The following is a 21,049-nucleotide window of genomic DNA, read 5'->3' as shown; positions in this document are numbered from 1 at the left end:
CGCGACTGCGGCATGCCGGGACGACCTGGGGAAGAGGGCGTTACCTAAATGTTAGCGGCGCGATGAAGATGCGCCCTAATCGGATGAGACGAGTCAGTCGCCGATCAGGTTGGTCATGCGCTCCACTGCCTCGGCGAACTCCAGTTTGAAGTCCTGCACCACCTGTCCCGCAGGACGAACCTGATCGACCAGACCAACGCCTTGGCCGACGAAGTAAGTCACCATCTCACGCGCGGCAGGATCGCCCTTTTGCGCGGCGAGGTCGCAGGCGCGGATTGCCGGCTCGCTGATCAGGCTCTGGTACGGCATCGGCAGTGGCCCAGGCGATTCTGGCCCCTCCCAAGCATCGGTCCAGGCCGAGCGGAGCTGCCGCGATGGCTTCCCCGTGCGGCTCTTGGAGCGCACCGTGTCGCGCGAACTGGCCTCAACCATCTTGTCGCGAAAGACGTCCGAACATTCGCTTTCAGGCGTCGCTAGCCAAACCGATCCGGTCCAAACGCCGTCGGCGCCCATTGCCATGGATGCCGCCATCTGCCCGCCGGTCATGATCCCGCCGGCAGCCAGCACCGGCACACGCTGGCCGCGCGCTTCCAGCGCCCGGATCACTTCGGGCACCAGCACCATGGTCGAAACTTCTCCGCAATGGCCGCCGGCCTCGCCGCCCTGCACCACCAGGATGTCGACGCCTGCCTCCACCTGGCGGATGGCATGTTCCTTGGCGCCGACCAGCGCCGCGACCGGCACGCCGCGCTCGCGCCCCATGTCGATCATCGCCTTGGGCGGCACGCCAAGCGCGTTGGCGATCAGCTTGATGGGATGGCGAAAGGCGACGTTGAGCATTTCGAGCGCAAGATTGGGGTCGAACGGGGCCGGCGCATCAGAGTCGGCCCGCTCCTCCGGCATGGCGAAATGGTGCTTTTCCGCCAGCTGTCCGACGAACGCACGATGTTCGGGCGGCACCTTGTCCATGATCGACGCACGCGTCAGCCCTTTCGCACCGCCAGTCGCCAGATTTTCGGGAATCAACACGTCCAGCCCGTAAGGCTTGCCGTCGACATGCGCATCGATCCAGGCGAGCTCCGTCTCCAGGCTCTCCAGCGTGTGCCCGGTCGCGCCCAGCACCCCGAAGCCACCCGCCCGGCTCACCGCGGCCACCACGTCGCGGCAATGGCTGAATGCGAGCAGCGGGAAATCGATGCCCAGCATCGCGCAAATCGGTGACTTCATGGTCCCTCTCCCATCTTGTTTGCCCGTCTTCTGGCGGGTCGACGAAGGAAAAGGAAGAGGCGGGGGCTGCTGCCCTTCAGGTCGCACCGTGCCCGGGCAGGGCGCGGTGCGACCGTCCCGTTAGAAGCTGATGGCGAGCCGCGCCGTCACCTTGTCACCCGTGTGGCGCGCATTGGCGAAGGGGGAGTCCGCCACCTGTTCGATATCGGTGCCGCTATACACCAGGCCAAGGCTCACCGGGCCGGTGATATGGTCCACGCCCAGCGACCAATCGGTATAGTCGCCGCCAGGACGAAGGCGCGCCGCCCGCCGCCAGTCATCGACGCTGCCGGTGGAACGGCCAAGCGAAGCGTTCACGGTGAACGGCGTCGCCGGCACGCCCACTCTGGCACGCGCGCCGAACCACAGGTTGTCGCCGCCGATCGCGGCCTGATCCGGCGCATAGCGGGCGTCGATCCCGATCTCGGCCGGGCCCAGCGCATAGCTGGCGCCCGCCCCCACCTCGACGTAATCGAAGGCCTCCGCCGCCCCGGTGAACAGATGCCCGGTAACGAACCCGTCGAGCCGAAGGCCGCCACCGATATCGCGGGCGAAGCCGCCTGTCACGTCGACCACCGCGTCGGCGCCGCCATGGCGCGGATCGCCGCGCGTGCCGGTGATCCGCGCGCTCAGATCAAGGCCGAACGGCACGCCGGCGCGGACGCTCGCCGCCGGGGCAAGCTCCCCGTCGCTCCAGCTGATGCCGCGCCGCCGCTCGTCCGTCGCTACTTCGACACTGGCGCCCAGATCGGCCTGAGCGAATGCCGGAAGGGCCGCGGCGCTCCATGCCGCGGCGACCATGATGTGAATCAGCTTCACGTCAGCTGCGTACCGGCATGTGAGCGGCATCCAGTTCCAGCGCCAGCGCCTCGCGGTCCTGCTCCGCCACGGCAAGCAGATGCTCGCGCACCGCGCTACTCCGCGCCGCCACTTCCTGTGCGATCGCCGATCGCTGCCCTGCGCACCAACCCGGCCGGCTGCCTTCGATCGGCGTTTCGCTCGCGATGGTCCGGGTCAGCACGTGTCCCGCCGCGCTGCGCGCTTCGCGATTGACGCTTACCGTCGCCTTCCACGCGCAGCGCAAGGTGTTGGCGCGGCCGCCCGGTCCGGTGGTGCCGACCTGCTTGTGAATGACGTTCAGATCGCTGCGGTACGTCACGTCCACGCGCTGTCCGCGATGATCGACCGCGACACGATGCGCGTCGGCCGCTTGCGCGCCGAGCAGCAGCCCGGCGGTGATGAAAAGGTTCATGTTCGGTCTCCTGCCTGTGCGGCGGACTTTTTCGCCCGCTCGCGTGACCGCGCCGACCTGCGCGGCGCTTTGCGAATGGCTGAACCCGGCCTCGCGATCAATGCACCGGCAAAGCCGCAATGATTTGACATGATGCCCTGTTCATCCAGATTCCGCTGCCCTAGCCTGAACGGATGCTCCTCAGCCGTCCCCGCTTCGCCCGCACCTTCATCGCCGCACCTGCGCTCGCGCTCCTTCTCAGCGCCGCCGCCAGCGGGCCCGAGACACGAATGAAGGACGTGATCGCGCAGGAGGCGCCGCGCCATGAAGCGCTGCTGGAAAAGCTCGTCCGGCAGAATTCCGGCAGCCTCAACCTCGCCGGGGTGAAGGCGGTGGGCGAAATGATGCGCGCGGAGCTCGAACCGCTCGGCTTCACCGTCCAATGGTTCGACATGACCGCCACCGGCCGAGCGGGTCATCTGATCGCCACCCACAAGGGCAACGGCCGTGGACAGCGCGTGTTGCTGATCGGCCATCTCGACACGGTGTTCGAACCCGATAGCCCGTTCACCGGCTGGTCGCGCGAGGAGGATCGTGTGACCGGGCCGGGCGTAGGCGATGACAAGGGCGGTCTGGTCGTGATCGTCGCCACGCTGCGCGCGATGCAGGCAGCGGGCACGCTCAAGAATGCGGATCTGAAGGTCGTCCTGACCGGCGACGAGGAAAAGACCGGCGCTCCGCTTGAGCTCGCGCGCAAGGACCTGGTGGAGGCGGGCAAATGGGCGGACGTGGCTCTTGAATATGAGAACCTTGCCGTCATGGGCAGCCAGGAATTTGCCACCACCGCCCGGCGCAGCTCCACCAATTGGGAAATCGTCACCACCGGCCGCACCGGCCATTCCAGTGGCATCTTCAACGAATCCATGGGGTATGGCGCGGTGTACGAGCTCGCGCGCATCCTCGATGAATTCCGCCGCACCTTGCCCGAGCCGAACCTCACCTTCAACGCGAGTGTCGTGGTCGGTGGAACGCCGGCATCGCTGGACGAGCCAGGCGTGAAGGGCACGGCAGAGGGAAAGACCAACGTCATTCCCGCGCGCGCGGTGGCGCGCGGCGATCTGCGCAGCCTCTCGCCCGAGCAGGACGCGCGCATCAAGGCCGCGATGGAGGCGATCGTCGCCAAGCACCTGCCCGGCACCGACGGGTCGATCCGCTTCTTCGAAGGCTATCCGTCGATGCCGCCTACGGCTGGCAACCGCGCTCTGATGGGCAAGCTCAACCAGGTGAACCGCGATCTCGGCCTTCCTGAAATGCAGGAGATGGATCCGGCCAAGCGCGGCGCGGCGGACTCCAGCTTCGTCGCCGCAGACGCGGTCACGCTGGGTGGCATGGGCGTATCGGGCGGCGGCGCCCATGCGGTGGGCGAATGGGTGGACTTGAAGAGCCTGCCGCGTCAGGCACTGCGCAGCGCCGCGCTGATCTCCCGCCTCACTGCCGAGCCGCGCCCCCGTTAAGCGCTGCCACTGCGTGGATCTACGGGTAGGACTTCTTCAGGTCGCCATCGGCAGGCGCAGCCGCACCAGCAGCCCGCCGAGATCCTCGCTTTCCTCCAGGCTCACCGTGCCTTCATAGATCTCTGCCACGTCGCGCACGATCGCCAGCCCCAATCCCGTGCCCGGCTTGCCCGTATCCAACCGCACGCCGCGATCGAAGATCCGGATGCGATCGGCCTCAGGGATGCCCATGCCGTCATCCTCGACCATGATCTCCACGAAGCCGGCCTGCGCGCTTACCGTCACGAATACGCTGCCACCGCCATATTTGGCGGCATTCTCCACCAGATTGCCCATGATCTCGTCCAGATCCTGGCGTTCGATATGGGCGACCAGATCTTTTGGCCCGTCCATGTCGATGCGGACATGAGGGTACAGCCGTTGTACCGCGCGCTCGACCGATTCCACGCTCGGCCACACCTCGGCGCGGCTATGCGCCGATCCGCGCCGCCCCACCGCCCGCGCGCGTGCAAGATGGTGGTCGACCTGCCGCCGCATCGTCCGCGCCTCGCGCACCACGGTATCGGCCAGGTCGTCCGATTGCGCGGTGGCGGCATTCATGATCACGGTCAGCGGCGTCTTCAGCGCATGGGCAAGGTTGCCGGCATGGCGGCGCGCCTCCTCCGCCTGCGTTTCATTATGGGCGACCAGCGCGTTCAGTTCCTCCACCAGCGGCGCCACCTCGACTGGCAACGGCCCGGCGATCCGGTTGGTGCGGCCGCCCCGCATCCGCGCAATCTCCAGCCGAAGCTTGCGCAGCGGCAGAAGCCCGTAAAAGGTCTGCAACGCGGCCAGCACCATCAGCCCCAGACCGAGCAGCAGGAAGCTGCGCACCAGCGTCCGGCGCAGCGCTCCGATCTGGGCATCCAACCCCTCGCGACTTTGCGCCACCTGAAAGCGCCAGCGCACCTCCGAACCCGGCAGCTTCACATCACGCTCGACGACCCGCAGCTTCTCCGTCCCGAACTGATCGCTGTTGTAGATATGGACGCCGCGGTCGTTATGCGTCTCGGTATGGGCGAGTTGCCGGTCCCATAGCGATCGCGAGGGGAACGCCTCGCGTCCCGCGCCTGAGACCTGCCAATACAGGCCGGAATAGGGTTCCAGAAAACGCTGGTCGGCCGGTTCGCGGTTGAAGATCACCTCGCCTTCCGGGCCGATCTCGGCAGACACGAGCAGCGATCGCAGCACATATTCCAGCTGGTCGTCGAAATTCTGCGTCACGGCCGCGGTCAGCACGCGGTCCAGCGCGAACCCGCCGCCAGCCAGCAACAGCGTGATCCACACCGCCGCAATCACGATCATGCGGCGGGTCAGCGATCCGGTATGGACCAGCCGGCCCTCGCTGCTGCTCGTCACTTCGTCGCGCATCGGAACCATGCTGGCGCTTTGCTGTTCACCTTCAACGAAAGGAGAGCCGTCGTGTTGCGTACCTTTCCGGTGATGGCCTTGGCGGGCGTGGCAGGCCTGCTCGTCAGTCTGGTGACAGGCTTCCTGATTGCGTCATGGACGATCGCCGGCATCGTCCCCGCCTATGCTTCCCCGCCCGCGATCGAACGGGCCGAGCCGCAGATGGTGGCGGATACCTGGCGCGAGGCGGGATATGATCGCATTGGTTTGTGGGAGCAGCCGCGCGCCGAAATGCTTCAGGCTGCGGGATCTTCCAGGCTGTAGCCAAGGCCACGGATGGTGGTGATCACATCCTGCCCCAGCTTCTTTCGGATGCGCGTCACGAACACCTCGATCGTGTTTGAATCGCGGTCGAAATCCTGGTCGTAGATATGCTCGATCAGCTCGGTACGGCTGACCACCTTGCCCTTGTGGTGCAACAGGTATGACAGCAGCTTGTACTCCTGCGCGGTCAGCTTCACCGGCTCGCCCGCCCGCGTCACCTTCCCCGATCGCGTATCGAGGCGAACGTCGCCTGCGGTCAGCTCGGACGAGGCATTGCCCGAGGCACGGCGGATAAGCGCGCGCAGCCGGGCGATCAGCTCTTCGGTCTGGAAGGGCTTGGCGACATAATCGTCCGCGCCAGCGTCCAGGCCGGCCACCTTGTCGGACCAGCTGTCGCGCGCCGTCAGCACCAGCACCGGCATGGTCTTGCCTTCCTTGCGCCAGCGATCGAGCACCGTCAGCCCATCGATCTCCGGCAACCCGAGATCGAGAACAATGGCGTCATAGTTTTCCGTCGAGCCTAGGAAGTGGCCCTCTTCGCCGTCCGTGGCGAGATCGATGGCATAGCCCGCACCCTCCAGCGTGTTCTTCAGCTGCTGGCCCAGGTTGGGCTCATCCTCGACGATCAGGACGCGCATGGTCACTCCCACATATAAACAGCGCTGATTAGCACCGGCAGGCGCGCGGAAAAAGGTGCGGTCACTTGCCCGTCCGCCCGATCACCTGTCCGGAGCGGCCGTCCACATCTACCCAGATCACGGTGCCGTCGCGAAGGAATTTCAGCGTGTAAACGGCACTCGGCATCTCGAAATCGAATCCGATATATTGCGCATCCCGCATCGTCGGGATCACACGGCGTTCGATTTCCTTGATGGACAGGATCCGGCCTTCGCGCAGCGCGCGCCAGGCGGCCACGCCGTCGCGCTGCTGCTCGCCCGGCTGCGCCGGAACGGGCGCAGGAAGGGCCAGCAGGATCAAGGCAATGCACATCCGCATGCCCGCGACGTAGCGATAAAGGATTGAACACCTTGTGAATAAGCCAGCATGGTCCAATTCAGACCATGGCTGCGCCGCCGCGGCAACGAAAACCCGGTGCCGCGACGCACGTGTAGCTTTTACAACGGCTTGAACGTCACCGGCAGCCCGTCCTTTGGTCGCGGGATCGGGAAGATCTGCCAATCGGCGCCAGCGCCCGGCGACAGTTCGATGTGGTAGCGGCTGAGCAGATGCGCGACGAGGATGCGGATCTGCATGGTGGCGAAGTGCAGTCCGATGCACATATGCGCGCCCCCGCCGAACGGCACCCAGGCGAAGCGATGCCGCCCCTTGGACGATTCGGGGGAGAAGCGGGTCGGGTCGAACCGCTTCGGATCGGGCCAATGCTCCGCCATGTGATGGGTGTAGGCCGTGTTGACGCCGACGAACGTGCCCGCCGGAATGTGGTACCCGCCAAAGGTGAAGTCGCGCATCGCCCGGCGCGGGATCGATGGCACCGGCGGCATCAGCCTCAGCGATTCCTTGAATGCCCATTCCGTCAGCACCAGTCGGTCGAGCTGTTCATACGGCACGCTGCCATCGTTGCTGCCGAGCCCCTGCACTTCCTCACGCAGCTTCTCCTGCCAGTCCACATGCTTGCCGAGCAGCATGACCAGGCTGGTGGCCGATGACGTGATGGTGTCATGCGCCGCCATCATCAGAAAGTTCATGTGGTCGACAATGGCATCGTCCGCGAGCGGGCGCCCTTCCTCGTCGGTGGCGCGGCAGAATTGCGAGAAGAAATCCTGACCCTCGCCATGGCGTCGGTTCGGGATCTCTCGCGTGAAATAGTCGACCAGATACTCCCGCGCCTTCACGCCCCGCCGCATCGACGTGCCCGGCAGGGGCGAGCGGACGGGCGATACGGACGCCTGCACTTCATCGACAAACGCCTGGTTGATGCGTGACGCCTCTGGGCCCAGCGGAACGCCGAGGAAACTGGTCGCCGCCAGGTCCAGGCTCAACGCCTTGATCGCGCTGTAGAAAGGCAAGGTCTTGTTCGCCCAGCCGCCGACCTGTTCGGCGATGCCCGCGTTCAGCTCCGCCGCATAATGGCGCATCGGTTCCGGCTTGAACGCCACCGACAGCGCCTTGCGATCCGCGCGATGCTTCTCGAAGTCCATCAGCATCAGGCCACGGGGAAACACGAGATTGAGAATCGGCCCCCATCCCTGTTCGGAGGAGAAGTTCTTTTCCTTGTCGAACAGGACCAGCTCGTTCGCTTCCGGGCCCAGCAGGATCACGCCATCGCCGCCAAAGGTGCGGTTGCGATAGACCGGGCCATATTTGGCGACCATGCGATCGGTGAAACCGATCGGGTCCTTCAGCACGGCGAAGGTGTTGCCGACAAAGGGCAAGCCGCGGCTGCCGGGGATGTCCTTCAGCACTGAGGGCGGATTGGCGGGCAGCCAGTGCGGGTTGCCCGCCAGCGTGTGCGCGTGAGCCATGGGCGATTCTCTCCAATCCTACTTACATCAGTATAAGTAAGATCGAGCGGTCTTGCCAAGCATTCCCGCGCGGCGGGTCAGCCGCGATGAGCGCTTGCGCTCACCACAACACGCCCTTCACCGGCTGCAACGGCGGCGGGGCCTCGTCGCCGATCGCCTGGAGCAGGTCGATCTCGATCGTCCGACACATGGCGGAAAGCGGGACGTCGTGGATGGTGTTGGCGAATGGATCAACCAGATCATCGCCGATCTGCAGCACCGCCAGGAACATCAGCCCCGCGACCGTCGACCCGACCGGCGTGGCGATCCCCAGCGTCTCGACCAGGCCGATCGGCAGAAGGATGCAGAACAGCCGAGTGAAGAACGTCGGAAAGAAGCGGTACTGATTGGGCAGCGGCGTGTTCTTGATCCGCTCCATGCCGCCTTGCGCATTGGAAATGTCGACCAGCAGGCTTTCGAAATGCGTCTGCTGGATGGTGTCGATCCACCCCTTGGCGCGCGCATCGTCGATGCGGCGGGATGATCCGTCCAGGATGCCATTGGCGATATTGGTCCGCTGCAGCGCCGGCTCCGCTTCCCCGCGCGAGAGGAAGCGGAGCACTTCGGCGTCGGCGGGCTGCTTGCGCAATTGGCAGCGCAGCGCGTTCACATAGGCGACATGGCGCAGCACGATCGTTCGCTTCAGGTCTCGCGCCTCGTCATCCGGCAGGAAGTTACGCGCGGTGCGCGCCAGGCTGCGGGAGGCATTGATCATCAGGCCCCAAAGCCCACGCGACTCCCACCATCTCTGATAGGCGGAATTGGTGCGGAACCCGAGAAACAGCGCCAGCACCGAACCGAAGATGGTCAACGGCAGTTCGGGTGCCCGAAACGGCTGGAACACGTAGATCCCGGTGACGACGCAATCCCAGATGAACAGGGCAAGCAGCGGTCGCCACACCTCCTGAATGATGACGTTGAGGCGGGGGGTAGAGGAAATGATCATTGACGCTCACGGTTGCTTCGTTGCGGCCGTAGCGCACCCTACGCGCAACCCACTAGCGCGGCTCCGTGACGAATTATGTCCGGCAGCGGAACGACCCGCGCGTCAGCCGAGCCGTTCGCGCAGGTCCAGCATCGCCAACGCCGCCTGTGCCGCGCCGCCGCCCTTGTCGAGCTGCGCCGGATCCGCCCGCCGGATCGCCTGTTCCTCATTCTCGGTGGTCAGGATGCCGTTGCCGATCGCAATGCCATCCATAGTCAGCGCCATGATCCCGCGCGCGCTTTCGTTGGACACGATCTCGAAGTGATAGGTCTCGCCGCGGATCACCACGCCAAGCGCGACATAGGCATCATAGCGCCCCGTCTCGGCGGCCATGGCAATCGCGCCCGGCACTTCCAGTGCCCCCGGTACGGTCACCACCTCTGCCTGGTGCCCCGCTGCCTCGATCGCGGCGCGCGCGCCGGCGACCAGCATGTCGTTCAGGTGATCGTAGAAACGCGCCTCGACGATGAGGATATTGGCCATCACTCTTCCTTTGGTATGCCGGCTGCGACCAGGCTGCCCCCTTGGTAGCGCGGATCGTTGCTGACCTCCCGTATCGCACCGGGCGGCGCGGGCAAGCCTCGAAGCCCCGCATCGTCGGCCCATTCGATCTCGGCAAGCTCCAGGCCGGCCAGCGCGCCTTCAAACCGGTCCAGGCTGTAGGTGACGCCATGGCTGCAAAGGTCGAACCGTCGCTTGACGATCATCGCCCCCGGCAGCCCCGCGAGGAGCGCAAACTCCGCATCGTCGAGATAGGCGGTGACGATCGCCCGCGCGAGCGGATCGGCCGCGTCATATTTCTTGGTCAGCTTCAGCGCGACGGCGCCGCTGGCGCTGTCGGTCATTCGGCGAAGGCGCATCCGCGTACCGGCGATGTAGCGATCCTCGATCAGCAGATGCGCCGCACCGGGCGCGGGGCGGCTGGCCGGGTCGATCAGCCACCGCCGCTCGCGTTCGACATGAGCATATTTCGGCGCCGCGGCTTCGTCGGCGCCGGTGCGCATCATTCGCCGGCAGTGCCCGTGATCGGCCGCTCACCGACGATCGACAGGCCATAGCCATCGAGGCCGACCAGCGTGTGATGCGTGTTGGTCAGGAGGATCATTTCCTCCACGCCCAGTTCGGCCAGGATCTGCGCGCCGACGCCATAGTCGCGCAGTTCCTCGACCTCGGGTGCCCCTGCACCCTTGCCCTCCGCGCGCAGCTGCATGAAGCGCGACACCACGCCCTTCATTGCGCGGTTGATCACCACGATCACGCCGGCGCCCTCTTCCGCGATCATCTCCATCGAGGTGGAGAGCAGCCCCGACCGCTCGGACGCTTCGCCGAACATGTCGACGAAGAAGCTGGCGGTATGCATGCGCACCAGCGTCGGCTTCTCGGGATCAATCTTGCCCTTCACCAGCGCGATCGTCTCGTCACCGGTTGCCTTGTTGTGGAACGTCACCGCCTTCCACTGCCCGCCCCAGCGCGATTCGAAGGTCATTTCCGCCTTCTTCTCGACCAAGTGATCGTAGCGACGGCGATAGGCGATCAGATCACGGATCGTGCCGATCTTGAGGTTGTGGAGCTGCGCAAAGGCGACAAGGTCGTCCATGCGGGACATCGTCCCGTCCTCGTTCATGATCTCGCAGATCACGCCCGACGGGTTGAGGCCGGCGAGGCGCGACACGTCGACGGCCGCTTCGGTATGACCCGCACGCACCAGCACGCCGCCATCGCGCGCGACCAGTGGGAATACATGGCCCGGCGTCACGATCTCCTCGCGCCCCTTGCTCGCGTCGATCGCCACCGCGATCGTGCGGGCGCGGTCGGCGGCGGAGATGCCGGTCGTCACGCCGTCGCGCGCCTCGATCGAAACGGTGAAGGCCGTCTCGTGCCGCGTGCCGTTATGGCGGCTCATCAGCCCCAGCCCGAGCGCGTCGACGCGCGCCTTGGTCATCGCCAGACAGATCAGGCCGCGCCCGTGCCGCGCCATGAAGTTGATCTTCTCCGGCGTCGCCATCTGTGCGGGGATGACCAGATCGCCTTCATTCTCGCGATCCTCGTCATCGACCAGGATGAACATTCGGCCGTTCTTCGCCTCGTCGATGATCTCTTCGGGGCTCGAGAGAAAGGCGTGGCGCAAACGCGCGAGTTCAGCGGGCTTTTGCACGATAATGTTCCATCCGTTGGAGATAGCGGGCGAGCACATCGATCTCGATGTTGACGGCGCTGCCCGGCGCCAGATCCGAAAGCGTCGTCACCGCTTGGGTATGGGGTATGATGTTGACCGCGAAGTGGGTCGAACCGTCCTCGGCATCGCTGACTTCGTTGACGGTCAGCGACACGCCATCCACTGTCACCGATCCCTTGGGCGCCAGGAATGGCGCCAGATCGCTGGACACGCGAAAGCCGACGCGCTTCGAATCGCCATCGGGGCAGACCCCGATCACTTCGGCGATGCCGTCGACGTGCCCGGTCACGATATGGCCGCCCAGTTCGTCGCCCAGCTTCATCGCGCGCTCAAGGTTCAGCCGGCGCCCCTCGCTCCACTGGCCCTGCGCCGTTCGCTGCACTGTCTCGCCGGATACGTCAAAGGCCAGCCAGTCCGGCCCCTTGTCGACGACGGTAAGGCAAACGCCCGAACAGGCGACCGAAGCGCCCAGATCGATCTCCAGCGTTTCGTAGCTCGTGCCAACCACCACGCGCGTATCGCCACGCGTTTCCACGCGCGTGATTTGGCCGACGTCGGTTATGATCCCGGTGAACATCGCAAACGCTCGTAGACCTCGAGCCGGTCCCTGCCAAGCTGGCGCGCATCACTCTGTACCCAGCGCCCATGCGCCTCGCTCAGTGCCGCCAATCCGATGTCGTTCACGGCAGGGCGGCCGCCCCCGATCAGGATCGGCGCGCGATACAGCACGAGGCGGTCGACCAGATCGGCGGCCAGGAATGCCGCCGCGGCGCCAGCTCCGCCTTCGATGAAGACATGATCGCCGCCCAGGTTCGCGATCGCCGCTGGCGAGTCGATCCACGCGGCATCCCCGGTCACGCCAGCGCTCGACAGCACCACCCGCCTTGGCGAGCGCGATTCGAGCCCCGGCAGCCGCACGTCCAACCTTGGCTGGTCCATCTCCCAGGTCCCGCGCCCGACCAGGATGATGTCGTGCCGGCTGCGTTCGACATGCGCATGCGCGCGCGCCTCGGGGCCGGTGATCCACTGGCTTTCGCCATTACCGCGCGCGATGCACCCGTCCAGCGAGGTCGCAAGCTTCAGCGTCACATGCGGGCGCCCCTGCGCCAGCCGGGTGAGAAAGCCGGCCATGCTGACCCGCGCCTCCGCCGCCCTCACCCCCACTGCCGTGTCGATCCCGGCCGCCGCGAGTCGCGCCAGCCCCTTGCCATTGGTGCGCGGGTCCGGATCGCCAAGCGCGACGACAACCCGCGCCACTTCGCTGGCAACCAGCAGGTCCGCGCATGCCGGCCCGCGTGGCGACACATGGGCGCATGGCTCCAGCGTTACGTAAGCGGTGGCGCCTCGCGCCCGGTCTCCGGCCGCGCCCAGCGCCATTGCCTCGGCATGGGGACGGCCACTCGGCTGGGTCCATCCACGACCGACGACCGTGCCATCGCGCACGATTACGCATCCGACCGCCGGATTGGGGCTCGTTCGTCCACGGCCCCGCGTCGCCAGCGCCAGGGCCGCCCCCATCCAGCGCGCGTCGGCGGCGTTTACAGCCCCCATCGCTTCAGCTTGTCGTCCACCTTCTGGAATGACGCGCGCAGCTCTTCCTGGCGGCGCTTCTGCTCGTCCATCTGCTTCTGCTTGATGGGCGCGTCGATCGCCTGCTGGGCCCGGATCTCCGCATCGGTGCGATCAAGCCGCCATTGCTGCACATAGACGATCTCGGGCTTGTAAACCTTCTCGACCGAGGAATCCTTGGCAAAGCCGATGATCAGCAGCCCCGTCAGGATCACGGAGAGGAAGAGGAAGATGAGTTCGTGTTTCTGCCGCTGGTGCAGAAACAGGCGCAGGTCGCGCACCGCGCGAAACGGGCTCATCCGGGCAAAGAATTGCATCGGTTGGACATAGTGGCCCATGGATGCCGAAACCAGCCCCTCACCCGCCACCTCCCGCCATGCTGTGGCCGGGAAGCCGGCTTGACCGTCTGGCCGCTGGCTCCCCGGCGCGGCATCATGGCTCAGGATTCAAGCTGGAAGCGCACGGTCATCTCCCGCGTCGTTTCCACCGCCACGCCGTCACGCGTTGCTGGCCGGAAGCGCCATTTCGCCAAAGCTTGGCTCCGCGTGGCACGGCAGAACGCCTCGTTGGTTGCGGCCACGCATTCGGCGGCGACAATTCTGCCATCCGTGCCGATGGTGATGCGGACGGTTGCCATCCCCTCCCGCTCGGCGCGGCGCTCCCCGGCGGGATAGGCCGGCTGCATGTCGCGTGCAAAGCGAGGATCCGGGCGCGCGTCCACTAGCACGGGCGGCAAAGGCGGCTCGCTGGCAGTGGCTGTCTCACCGCCTGGGGCGATGGGCGGCAACGGGGGAAGCGGAAGCGGCGGGAGCGCGAATTCGGACGACGCCGTGCTTGTCACCGCCATGGACGTATCCGGCCGCTCTGGCGGCGTCACCACGCTGTTCTCCGCCGCCGTCCGCGGCGTCTCCGGCTTGATGATCTCAGGAGGGGGCGGCGCCAGCGGAATGTTTTCGACGCGTAACACCGTCCGCTGCCGGATCGCCTCGATGACCGGAGCCGACAACAGCAGGGCGCCGATCACTCCGGCATTGACGGCGACGGCAGCGGCCAGGCTGCCTGCATTGATGCCGGATCGATATTGCTGGTTCGCGTACATCTACCCTCTCCCGTTTTATGCTTCTCCTTCCGGACCCAAGCTTTCAAAGGCTTCAGTCCGTATTGTGATGTTACCACATACCTTTTGCCGAGCAAGCGATTGCGTGGCGCTGTTGTACCGCTTCGCGCTAAGCGCTTTGGAGGCGCGAGATGGCCCGGTCGCGGCCGATCAGCGGCAGCAGCGCCGCCATGTCCGGCCCGTGATCGCGCCCGGTCAGCGCCAGGCGAAGCGGCAGGAACAGCGCCTTGCCCTTCCGCCCGGTCCTTTCCTTCAGCACGCCGACAAGCTGGTGCCAGGGATCGCCCTCCCAGGTGATCGCCTGCGCCGCATCGGCCGCCTCGACCAGAAACGCTCGGTCTTCGTCGGGGATGGCAGCGTCCACCGGTCCCTCGATCACGCGCCACCAATCGGCCGCCTCGGCAACTGTCGTCAGATTCGGCTTCACCGCATCCCATGCGTCGGCCGTCATCCCGGCCGGCAGGCGATCCGCCACCGCCGCATAAGGAAGCTGGTGAATGATTCGCGCGCTCAGCTGCGCCAGTTCGGCTTCATCGAATCGCGCCGGCGCACGTCCGAACCGGCCGAAGTCAAAGGTCGCGAGCAAGGGCGTCATGTCGCCGACGGGCTCGACGGGATCGCTCGTCCCCAGCCGCGCAAGCAAAGCGCGGATCGCCTGCGGTTCGATCCCGGCCTCTCGCAACTGGTCGACGCCAAGGCTGCCCAGCCGCTTGGAAAGCTTGCCCTCGCTTCCGGTCAGCAGGGCGGTGTGCGCGAAGCTGGGCGGCGCGCTGCCGAGCGCCGCGAACATCTGGATCTGCAACGCGGTATTGGCCACATGATCCTCGCCGCGCACCACATGGCTGATGCCCATGTCCATGTCGTCGATCGCCGACGGCAACATATAGAGCCATGATCCATCCGCACGGCGGATCACCGGATCGCTCATGGTGCGCGGGTCGAACCTTTGGTGGCCGCGCACCAAATCGTCCCATTCCACCGGCGCATCATGATCCAGGTGAAAGCGCCAATGCGGCCGGACGCCCTCCTGCTCCAGGCGATTGCGATCGGCGTCGGTCAGCTGAAGCGCGGCGCGGTCGTAAACGGGGGGCATGCCCCGTCCGAGCTGGATCTTGCGCTTGAGGTCCAACTCCTGGCTGGTCTCATATGCCGGATAAATTCGCCCGGCCGCGCGCAATTCATCGAAGCGCTTTTCGTACAGGCCAAAACGCTCCGACTGTCGCACGCTTTGATCCGGCTGCAGGCCAAGCCAAGCCAGATCATCGCGGATTGCGGCCACGAATCGCTCCTCGCTGCGCTCGGCATCCGTATCGTCGATGCGCAGCAGGAACCGCCCGCCCTGCGATCGTGCGAACATCCAATTGTGGAGCGCGGCACGAATATTTCCGACGTGCAGGCGGCCGGTCGGCGAGGGGGCGAAGCGGGTAACCACGGTCATGCAGCGCCGGTTAGGCTTGCCTCGCGTGATCCGCAAACTGTCTCATCAATCCATGTCGCACGATTGCAACATGGACCGTTCGCGCTAAGGGGGCCGCGCAGAAAGGGCGCGACGACCATGAAATTGATGACCGGCAACTCGAACCTGCCGCTGGCGCGCGACATCGCCTCCTATCTCGAGATTCCCCTGACGGAGGCGCTCGTCCGGCGATTCGCCGACGAGGAGATCTTTGTCGAGATCATGGAGAATGTCCGCGGCGAGGACGTGTTCCTGCTTCAGTCCACCAGCTACCCCGTCAACGACAATCTGATGGAGCTGCTGATCTGCATCGATGCGCTGAAGCGCGCCTCGGCAAAGCGGATCACCGCCGTGATCCCGTACTTCGGCTACGCCCGTCAGGATCGAAAGCCCGGGCCGCGCACGCCGATTTCAGCCAAGCTCGTCGCCAATCTGATCACCACCGCAGGCGCCGATCGCGTCTTGTCGGTCGACCTGCACGCCGGCCAGATCCAGGGCTTTTTCGACATCCCGACGGACAATCTGTTCGCCGCACCGGTCATGTCAGCGGACATTCTGGCCCGTTTCGGCTCCAAGAACCTGATGGTCGTCTCGCCGGACGTCGGCGGCGTGGTCCGCGCCCGTGCGTTAGCCAAGCGCCTGCACAATGCGCCGCTCGCGATCGTCGACAAGCGCCGCGAGCGCGCCGGCGAATCGGAAGTGATGAACATCATCGGCGACGTTGAGGGGCGCTTCTGCATCCTCATCGACGATATCGTCGACTCCGCCGGAACGCTCTGCAACGCCGCGGCGGCGTTGCGTGAAGCGGGCGCGGAGGACGTTGTCGCCTATGTCAGCCATGGCGTCCTGTCCGGCGGCGCGGTGGCGCGTGTCGAGGGGTCTTCCCTGCGGGAACTGGTCATCACTGATTCCATCGGCAATCAGGAAGCGATCGGCAGCGCCGGACGCATCCGCCACCTGACGATCGCCCCGCTGCTCGCCGAGGCGATCCGGCGCATCGCGGACGAGTCGAGCGTGTCTTCGCTGTTCGATTGAGGTTTTGCGGGAGGGCGGTGTCGTCCTCTCGAAAAGATTGACTTCCCTCCCGCGCTAACTGCAATCAGGCAATCGGCGCACCCGTCGACAAGCTTCGTGCAAGCGGATCGGGACCGAGCGTCAGCTGTTGCCCAGCGCCACGATATGGTCGAACACGGCAGGGTGCAGCGGCTTGGTGAAGGCGCAGCCGTAGCGATATTTGTCGCGCCACGCGACCACCGCCTCCAGCCCCGCCAAACCGGGAAGCGTCAGCCACACGGTCGTGCCCGGCCAGAGCGTGAAGCTGGTCTGCGCCCGGAAACCCGTGGTCGAGAGGTCGACCACTTCGATCTCGAACCGGGTCGTGCCACGGTCGCGCAAATGAGCGCGCATCTTCACCGCCTTGCGCAATGCGCGGCGGTTTTCGTCCGTGTCAGCCGGGCTCGGGAGCGGAATGGCGTGATCCATGCCCGGCCTTATCCGCGCTGAAAGGTTACTTTTCGGCAAACATCTCGCTTGGACGCGCCGGCGCACGGACCCCAGCCCGCCCTCGTCGCTTCAGCTCGGCCTTTAGTTCCTCCGGCCGCGGCGCGATGAGGAACCCGAAGCTGACGGTGCCCTCCTTCGTGTTCACCACATGATGAAGCCGGTGTGCCTGGACGATGCGCTTCATGTAGCTGGACTTGGGCAGATAGCGCGTACGCACTCGCTCATGCACGATCACGTCGTGAAAGCCGAAGTAGATCGCGCCATAGGCCGCTATCCCCGCACCAATCCACGCCCAGCCTTCCCACCAGCCGCCCTGCACCGCGCCCCAGATCAGCACGATGGATGGGATGGCGAAGATCACGCCATATAAATCGTTCAGCTCGAACCGACCGGTCCGCGGCCGATGATGGCTCTCGTGCAGGAACCAGCCCGGCCCATGCATGACCCAACGGTGCATGACATAGGCGAAGCCCTCCATACCGGCGACGGTAAGGAGAAGCAGGAAAAGGCCGGTCCAGAACGACATGGCCTGCGCATATAGCCATCCGGCAAGCGCATCGCTACGGCGCACTCCATCATGACCGACGAACTTCGCTCCGCCGCCCTCGAGTCCAAGGCCTGGCCGTATGAGGAGGCCCGCAAGCTCCTCAAGCGGTGGCCGGATGGCAAGCCGGATGGGGCACCGATGCTGTTCGAAACAGGCTATGGCCCGTCGGGTCTGCCGCATATCGGCACCTTCCAGGAAGTGCTGCGCACCACCATGGTCCGCCGCGCGTATGAGGAAATGACCGGCCGCCCCACCCGACTCGTCGCGTTCAGCGACGACATGGACGGGCTGCGCAAGGTGCCCGACAACGTGCCCAACAAGGAGATGCTGGCGCAGCATCTCGGCAAGCCCTTGTCGCGCATCCCCGATCCGTTCGGCAAGTTCGACAGCTTCGCGGCGCACAACAATGCGATGCTGCGCGACTTCCTCGACCGCTTCGGCTTCGAATATGAATTCGCGTCGTCGACCGAATACTACACCTCGGGCCGTTTCGACGAGCAGCTGCGCGACGTCCTGCGCAACTACGACAAGATCATGGCCGTCATGCTGCCGACGCTCCGCGCCGAGCGGCAGGCTACCTACTCCCCGGTCCTGCCGATCAGCCCGACATCCGGCATCGTTCTCCAGGTGCCGGTCGAGGTCGTCGACGCCGAGGCGGGGATCATTCGCTTCGTCGATGAAGGCCAGACGGTCGAACAGTCGATACTGGGCGGCAAGGCCAAGCTGCAGTGGAAGCCCGATTGGGGCATGCGCTGGGCCGCGCTTGGCGTCGATTATGAGATGTACGGCAAGGACCTGATTGATTCAGGCGTGCTCGGCGGCAAGATCGCGCAGGTGCTCGGCGGTCGGCGACCGGAGGGGCTGATCTACGAGCTGTTCCTGGACGCCAAGGGCGAGAAGATCTCCAAGTCGAAGGGCAACGGGCTTTCGATCGAGGAATGGCTGACCTACGGCCCCGACGAGAGCCTCGCATTCTACATCTATCGCGAGCCCAAGAAGGCGAAGTCGCTTCACCTCGGCCTTATCCCGCGTGCGGTGGACGATTACTGGCAGTTCCGCGCGAACTACCCGGCGCAGGGCTGGAAGGAGCGGCTCGGCAACCCCGTCCACCACATCCACGGCGGAAAGGTGCCGCCAGAAACGCTGCCCGTTACCTTCGGCCTGTTGCTGAACCTCGTCGGCGTGATGGGCGAAGGTGCCTCCAAGGAGCAGGTCTGGGGGTATCTCGGCAACTACCTCCCCGATGCGAGCGCGGCCGCGCACCCGGAGCTTGATCGCATGATCGGCTATGCCCTTGCTTATCACCGCGATTTCATCGCCCCCACGCTGAGGCGCCGTGCACCGGAGGGAGTTGAGGTGGAAGCGTTGCAGCGGCTGGACGCGGATCTCGCCTCGCTGGGCGAGGAGGCAACGGCCGAGGACATCCAGAACGCGGTATACGAGATCGGCAAGACCGGCGGCTTCGGCGAGCTGCGCGACTGGTTCAAGGCGTTGTACGAAACCCTGCTGGGCTCCAGCCAGGGTCCGCGCATGGGAAGCTTCATCAGGCTGTATGGCGTGGCGAACACCCGCCGTCTGATCGCCGAGGCGCTCGCCGCACAGTAGCGGTGGAGAGCTGGCGCCACTTCCCTCGCGGGAGGTTGGCGCCAGTCATGCCGATCGGTTACCCTCCGGCGCATGTGCAACGAGGCCGCCCGCCGCATCGCCATCGGTGAATTGCGCAACGATTGGGGCGAGACGCGAATCCCGCTCGTCTTCCCCGAAGGCGTGCCCAACATGGCGCCGCTCGACGGCTTTCGGATCACCGATCCCACCATCATCATTCGCGGGGTCGATGAGCGGGGAGATCAGGCGGAGTGCGTCACCCGGCGCTGGAGCTGGCCCGGAACCGGCGGTCGACCGATCTACAATTATCGTTCGGACGGCCGTGATCTGCGCCGCGGGCGATGCCTGATACCCGTTGACGCCTTTTACGAGTTCACCAGGCCTGCCGATCCAAAGGCGAAGCGCAAGGATAAATGGGCGTTCCGTCTGGTCGACCATGGCTGGTTCTGCATTGCGGGCCTGTGGCGCAGGGATGCGGAGGTGGGCGAGGCGTTCACCATGCTGACGTGCGAGCCCGGGCCGGATATTCAGCCCTATCACTCGCGGCAGGTGGTGGTGCTTGGGCGCAGCGACTGGGCCGCCTGGCTCGATCCCGACATCCCGTCACGCGATCTGTGCCGGCCGCTGCCCGCCGGCAGTTTAATGGTGGAGCCGGCGCGATAGCCAGCCATGCGTAGGTCCGTGGCAATGGCCTACGCGACACGGCATGCCGTGTGATCAACACCGCCGCACCTCGGCACTCACGCTGATCTTCTACGCGAGGACAAGGTTTGATGAAGCGCTTCTTCTCTCCCGATCAACTGGCGCATGCCCCTGCCCTGGAGCTGCACAACGGTGCCTTCACGCCCTATGCCGAGATACCCGCACGCGCCGAAAGGATCCTTCATGCGATCGGCGGCGCGGACACACCGCCGGACCACGGCGAAGCGCCAATTCACGCGGTGCACGACACGGATTACGTTCGCTTTCTGAAGGAAGCGCCTGCTGCCTGGGCTGCGGCCGGGCGACCGAGTGATCCGATCCCTTATGCCTTTCCGATCGTCGGACGCCGTCCCTTGCGGCTGGAGCGGATCGACGCGCTGATGGGCCGTTACGCCTTCGACGCGACCACACCGATTACGCCGGCGACCTGGAACAGCGCTTATGGAAGCGCACAGTCCGCGCTGGCCGCGACCCATGCGGTGCTGGCCGGGGAACGTGCTGCCTTTGCCCTGTGTCGGCCGCCTGGCCACCATGCCGGGGCCGATTATTGCGGGGGCTATTGCCACCTCAACGTCGCGGCGATCGCCGCTCAGGCGGCGCGGGACGCCGGGCACGCGCGCGTCGCGATCCTCGACATCGACTATCACCACGGCAACGGCACGCAGGACATCTTCTGGGAACGCGGCGACGTGTTCTACGCCAGCGTCCATGCCGATCCGGCGACCGATTATCCCTTCTACTGGGGTCACGCCGATGAGGCCGGCGAAGGCGACGGCACAGGCGCCACGCTGAACCTGCCACTGCCCCACGGAACAACAATCGATGCGTTTCGCGCCGCCCAGGCGCAGGCGCTGGATGCGATCACCACGTTTGGGGCGACGCTCCTGGTGCTGAGCTTCGGCGCCGACACTTGGGAGGGTGACCCGATCAGCCACTTTGCCCTGAGAACGCCGGATTATGCCACGCTCGCGCGCGACATCGCGGGCCTCGGGCTACCAACCATTATCGTCATGGAGGGCGGCTACGCGGTGGACGCGCTGGGCGCCAATGTCGCCAGCCTGCTGAGCGGTTTCTGAACCGGGGCACGCCGCAGGCCGGGCGCCAAGGCGACCCGCTCCTCACATCCGGACTGCGTCGCCAGCC

The 21,049-nt window shown here is 65.6% G+C and carries 24 protein-coding genes; 6 read left to right on the top strand and 18 right to left on the bottom strand.

Annotation, left to right across the window (positions count from 1 at the left end):
• Nucleotides 1-93: 93 nt before the first annotated feature.
• The 3 genes from BMX36_RS15290 to BMX36_RS15280 form a co-directional block, all read right to left on the bottom strand.
• Nucleotides 94-1,227, bottom strand: a complete 1,134-nt coding sequence (locus BMX36_RS15290) for an NAD(P)H-dependent flavin oxidoreductase (RefSeq protein WP_093066773.1) — start codon at nt 1,225-1,227, stop codon at nt 94-96.
• Between the two features lie 120 nt (nt 1,228-1,347).
• Nucleotides 1,348-2,085 carry a TorF family putative porin gene (locus BMX36_RS15285; protein ID WP_256210838.1) on the bottom strand — a complete coding sequence of 246 codons (738 nt, stop codon included), beginning with the start codon at nt 2,083-2,085 and terminating at the stop codon, nt 1,348-1,350.
• Nucleotide 2,086: 1 nt separating this feature from the next.
• The gene (locus BMX36_RS15280) at nt 2,087-2,518 is read right to left on the bottom strand and encodes a hypothetical protein (protein WP_143058582.1); all 432 of its coding nucleotides are present in this window, start codon (nt 2,516-2,518) and stop codon (nt 2,087-2,089) included.
• Nucleotides 2,519-2,691: 173 nt separating this feature from the next.
• On the opposite strand from BMX36_RS15280, the gene BMX36_RS15275 reads away from it, so the two are divergent.
• Nucleotides 2,692-4,011 (top strand): M20/M25/M40 family metallo-hydrolase, encoded by a 1,320-nt coding sequence (locus BMX36_RS15275; RefSeq protein WP_093066769.1) that lies wholly within the window; start codon nt 2,692-2,694, stop codon nt 4,009-4,011.
• Nucleotides 4,012-4,047: 36 nt separating this feature from the next.
• On the opposite strand, the gene BMX36_RS15270 is transcribed toward BMX36_RS15275, so the two are convergent.
• Nucleotides 4,048-5,430, bottom strand: a complete 1,383-nt coding sequence (locus BMX36_RS15270; RefSeq protein ID WP_231731742.1) for a sensor histidine kinase — start codon at nt 5,428-5,430, stop codon at nt 4,048-4,050.
• Between the two features lie 42 nt (nt 5,431-5,472).
• On the opposite strand from BMX36_RS15270, the gene BMX36_RS15265 reads away from it, so the two are divergent.
• A complete protein-coding gene (locus BMX36_RS15265; RefSeq protein ID WP_143058581.1) occupies nt 5,473-5,724 on the top strand; it encodes a hypothetical protein in 252 nt (83 codons plus the stop codon).
• Here the strand turns inward: BMX36_RS15265 and BMX36_RS15260 are convergent.
• From BMX36_RS15260 to gltX, 12 genes are all read right to left on the bottom strand, one after another.
• Nucleotides 5,697-6,362 (bottom strand): response regulator transcription factor, encoded by a 666-nt coding sequence (locus tag BMX36_RS15260; protein ID WP_066777344.1) that lies wholly within the window; start codon nt 6,360-6,362, stop codon nt 5,697-5,699. The two genes, BMX36_RS15265 and BMX36_RS15260, sit on opposite strands and share 28 nt — an antisense overlap.
• 61 nt (nt 6,363-6,423) lie before the next feature.
• Nucleotides 6,424-6,714, bottom strand: coding sequence for a hypothetical protein (locus tag BMX36_RS15255; RefSeq protein ID WP_371262909.1), 291 nt, complete (start codon nt 6,712-6,714; stop codon nt 6,424-6,426).
• A 125-nt stretch (nt 6,715-6,839) separates the two neighbouring features.
• Nucleotides 6,840-8,207: a cytochrome P450 gene (locus tag BMX36_RS15250; RefSeq protein WP_093066765.1), complete on the bottom strand. Its 1,368-nt coding sequence runs from the start codon at nt 8,205-8,207 to the stop codon at nt 6,840-6,842.
• A 100-nt stretch (nt 8,208-8,307) separates the two neighbouring features.
• Nucleotides 8,308-9,192 (bottom strand): bestrophin family protein, encoded by an 885-nt coding sequence (locus BMX36_RS15245; protein ID WP_066777354.1) that lies wholly within the window; start codon nt 9,190-9,192, stop codon nt 8,308-8,310.
• 102 nt (nt 9,193-9,294) lie between these two features.
• A complete protein-coding gene (gene ribH / locus BMX36_RS15240) occupies nt 9,295-9,714 on the bottom strand; it encodes a 6,7-dimethyl-8-ribityllumazine synthase (protein ID WP_093066763.1) in 420 nt (139 codons plus the stop codon).
• Nucleotides 9,714-10,235 (bottom strand): CYTH domain-containing protein, encoded by a 522-nt coding sequence (locus tag BMX36_RS15235; RefSeq protein ID WP_093067019.1) that lies wholly within the window; start codon nt 10,233-10,235, stop codon nt 9,714-9,716. Before BMX36_RS15235 ends, ribH begins: the two co-directional genes overlap by 1 nt.
• Nucleotides 10,235-11,425: a 3,4-dihydroxy-2-butanone-4-phosphate synthase gene (ribB, locus tag BMX36_RS15230; RefSeq protein WP_066777366.1), complete on the bottom strand. Its 1,191-nt coding sequence runs from the start codon at nt 11,423-11,425 to the stop codon at nt 10,235-10,237. Before ribB ends, BMX36_RS15235 begins: the two co-directional genes overlap by 1 nt.
• Complete coding sequence (locus tag BMX36_RS15225; protein ID WP_093066761.1) at nt 11,370-11,984, bottom strand: riboflavin synthase; 615 nt, start codon at nt 11,982-11,984, stop codon at nt 11,370-11,372. Before BMX36_RS15225 ends, ribB begins: the two co-directional genes overlap by 56 nt.
• Nucleotides 11,966-12,925 carry a bifunctional diaminohydroxyphosphoribosylaminopyrimidine deaminase/5-amino-6-(5-phosphoribosylamino)uracil reductase RibD gene (gene ribD / locus BMX36_RS15220; RefSeq protein WP_093067017.1) on the bottom strand — a complete coding sequence of 320 codons (960 nt, stop codon included), beginning with the start codon at nt 12,923-12,925 and terminating at the stop codon, nt 11,966-11,968. Before ribD ends, BMX36_RS15225 begins: the two co-directional genes overlap by 19 nt.
• A 20-nt stretch (nt 12,926-12,945) precedes the next feature.
• On the bottom strand, nt 12,946-13,293 hold the full coding sequence (locus BMX36_RS15215) for a hypothetical protein (RefSeq protein ID WP_066777417.1): 348 nt from the start codon (nt 13,291-13,293) through the stop codon (nt 12,946-12,948).
• Between the two features lie 122 nt (nt 13,294-13,415).
• Nucleotides 13,416-14,075 (bottom strand): energy transducer TonB, encoded by a 660-nt coding sequence (locus BMX36_RS22175; RefSeq protein ID WP_256210836.1) that lies wholly within the window; start codon nt 14,073-14,075, stop codon nt 13,416-13,418.
• Nucleotides 14,076-14,202: 127 nt separating this feature from the next.
• Nucleotides 14,203-15,531 carry a glutamate--tRNA ligase gene (gene gltX / locus BMX36_RS15205; RefSeq protein ID WP_093066759.1) on the bottom strand — a complete coding sequence of 443 codons (1,329 nt, stop codon included), beginning with the start codon at nt 15,529-15,531 and terminating at the stop codon, nt 14,203-14,205.
• 117 nt (nt 15,532-15,648) lie between these two features.
• Here gltX and BMX36_RS15200 point away from each other — a divergent pair, with 117 nt between their 5' ends.
• Nucleotides 15,649-16,584 (top strand): ribose-phosphate pyrophosphokinase, encoded by a 936-nt coding sequence (locus BMX36_RS15200; RefSeq protein WP_066777381.1) that lies wholly within the window; start codon nt 15,649-15,651, stop codon nt 16,582-16,584.
• A 120-nt stretch (nt 16,585-16,704) separates the two neighbouring features.
• On the opposite strand, the gene BMX36_RS15195 is transcribed toward BMX36_RS15200, so the two are convergent.
• Together BMX36_RS15195 and BMX36_RS15190 are read right to left on the bottom strand one after the other, a co-directional pair.
• On the bottom strand, nt 16,705-16,956 hold the full coding sequence (locus tag BMX36_RS15195; RefSeq protein ID WP_231731744.1) for a PilZ domain-containing protein: 252 nt from the start codon (nt 16,954-16,956) through the stop codon (nt 16,705-16,707).
• A 100-nt stretch (nt 16,957-17,056) separates the two neighbouring features.
• On the bottom strand, nt 17,057-17,578 hold the full coding sequence (locus BMX36_RS15190; RefSeq protein ID WP_093067013.1) for a sterol desaturase family protein: 522 nt from the start codon (nt 17,576-17,578) through the stop codon (nt 17,057-17,059).
• A gap of 51 nt (nt 17,579-17,629) precedes the next feature.
• Between BMX36_RS15190 and BMX36_RS15185 the strand changes: the two genes are divergently transcribed.
• From BMX36_RS15185 to BMX36_RS15175, 3 genes are all read left to right on the top strand, one after another.
• On the top strand, nt 17,630-19,204 hold the full coding sequence (locus BMX36_RS15185) for a lysine--tRNA ligase (RefSeq protein ID WP_093066757.1): 1,575 nt from the start codon (nt 17,630-17,632) through the stop codon (nt 19,202-19,204).
• Between the two features lie 72 nt (nt 19,205-19,276).
• Nucleotides 19,277-19,867, top strand: coding sequence for an SOS response-associated peptidase family protein (locus BMX36_RS15180; protein WP_093066755.1), 591 nt, complete (start codon nt 19,277-19,279; stop codon nt 19,865-19,867).
• Nucleotides 19,868-19,977: 110 nt separating this feature from the next.
• On the top strand, nt 19,978-20,982 hold the full coding sequence (locus tag BMX36_RS15175) for a histone deacetylase family protein (RefSeq protein ID WP_093066753.1): 1,005 nt from the start codon (nt 19,978-19,980) through the stop codon (nt 20,980-20,982).
• Nucleotides 20,983-21,049: the final 67 nt, after the last annotated feature.

Origin of the sequence: Sphingomonas sp. OV641, from assembly GCF_900109205.1 — a bacterium.
Taxonomy (GTDB): domain Bacteria; phylum Pseudomonadota; class Alphaproteobacteria; order Sphingomonadales; family Sphingomonadaceae; genus Sphingomonas.
The sequence above is the reverse complement of the archived record's forward strand: the minus strand, read 5'-3'. Positions and strand labels throughout refer to the sequence as shown.

Excerpts from the sequence above, each read along its gene's own strand:
- BMX36_RS15215 (WP_066777417.1), bottom strand. The coding sequence starts at position 13,293 with ATGCAATTCTTTGCCCGGATGAGCCCGTTTCGCGCGGTGCGCGACCTG.
- BMX36_RS15270 (WP_231731742.1), bottom strand. The coding sequence starts at position 5,430 with ATGGTTCCGATGCGCGACGAAGTGACGAGCAGCAGCGAGGGCCGGCTG.
- BMX36_RS22175 (WP_256210836.1), bottom strand. The coding sequence starts at position 14,075 with ATGTACGCGAACCAGCAATATCGATCCGGCATCAATGCAGGCAGCCTG.
- ribB (WP_066777366.1), bottom strand. The coding sequence starts at position 11,425 with ATGTGCTCGCCCGCTATCTCCAACGGATGGAACATTATCGTGCAAAAG.
- BMX36_RS15245 (WP_066777354.1), bottom strand. The coding sequence starts at position 9,192 with ATGATCATTTCCTCTACCCCCCGCCTCAACGTCATCATTCAGGAGGTG.
- BMX36_RS15235 (WP_093067019.1), bottom strand. The coding sequence starts at position 10,235 with ATGCGCACCGGCGCCGACGAAGCCGCGGCGCCGAAATATGCTCATGTC.
- BMX36_RS15290 (WP_093066773.1), bottom strand. The coding sequence starts at position 1,227 with ATGAAGTCACCGATTTGCGCGATGCTGGGCATCGATTTCCCGCTGCTC.
- BMX36_RS15175 (WP_093066753.1), top strand. The coding sequence starts at position 19,978 with ATGAAGCGCTTCTTCTCTCCCGATCAACTGGCGCATGCCCCTGCCCTG.
- BMX36_RS15225 (WP_093066761.1), bottom strand. The coding sequence starts at position 11,984 with ATGTTCACCGGGATCATAACCGACGTCGGCCAAATCACGCGCGTGGAA.
- BMX36_RS15260 (WP_066777344.1), bottom strand. The coding sequence starts at position 6,362 with ATGCGCGTCCTGATCGTCGAGGATGAGCCCAACCTGGGCCAGCAGCTG.
- BMX36_RS15255 (WP_371262909.1), bottom strand. The coding sequence starts at position 6,714 with ATGTGCATTGCCTTGATCCTGCTGGCCCTTCCTGCGCCCGTTCCGGCG.
- BMX36_RS15250 (WP_093066765.1), bottom strand. The coding sequence starts at position 8,207 with ATGGCTCACGCGCACACGCTGGCGGGCAACCCGCACTGGCTGCCCGCC.
- ribH (WP_093066763.1), bottom strand. The coding sequence starts at position 9,714 with ATGGCCAATATCCTCATCGTCGAGGCGCGTTTCTACGATCACCTGAAC.
- BMX36_RS15190 (WP_093067013.1), bottom strand. The coding sequence starts at position 17,578 with ATGTCGTTCTGGACCGGCCTTTTCCTGCTTCTCCTTACCGTCGCCGGT.
- gltX (WP_093066759.1), bottom strand. The coding sequence starts at position 15,531 with ATGACCGTGGTTACCCGCTTCGCCCCCTCGCCGACCGGCCGCCTGCAC.
- ribD (WP_093067017.1), bottom strand. The coding sequence starts at position 12,925 with ATGGGGGCGGCCCTGGCGCTGGCGACGCGGGGCCGTGGACGAACGAGC.
- BMX36_RS15200 (WP_066777381.1), top strand. The coding sequence starts at position 15,649 with ATGAAATTGATGACCGGCAACTCGAACCTGCCGCTGGCGCGCGACATC.
- BMX36_RS15195 (WP_231731744.1), bottom strand. The coding sequence starts at position 16,956 with ATGCGCGCTCATTTGCGCGACCGTGGCACGACCCGGTTCGAGATCGAA.
- BMX36_RS15280 (WP_143058582.1), bottom strand. The coding sequence starts at position 2,518 with ATGAACCTTTTCATCACCGCCGGGCTGCTGCTCGGCGCGCAAGCGGCC.
- BMX36_RS15275 (WP_093066769.1), top strand. The coding sequence starts at position 2,692 with ATGCTCCTCAGCCGTCCCCGCTTCGCCCGCACCTTCATCGCCGCACCT.
- BMX36_RS15185 (WP_093066757.1), top strand. The coding sequence starts at position 17,630 with ATGACCGACGAACTTCGCTCCGCCGCCCTCGAGTCCAAGGCCTGGCCG.
- BMX36_RS15180 (WP_093066755.1), top strand. The coding sequence starts at position 19,277 with ATGTGCAACGAGGCCGCCCGCCGCATCGCCATCGGTGAATTGCGCAAC.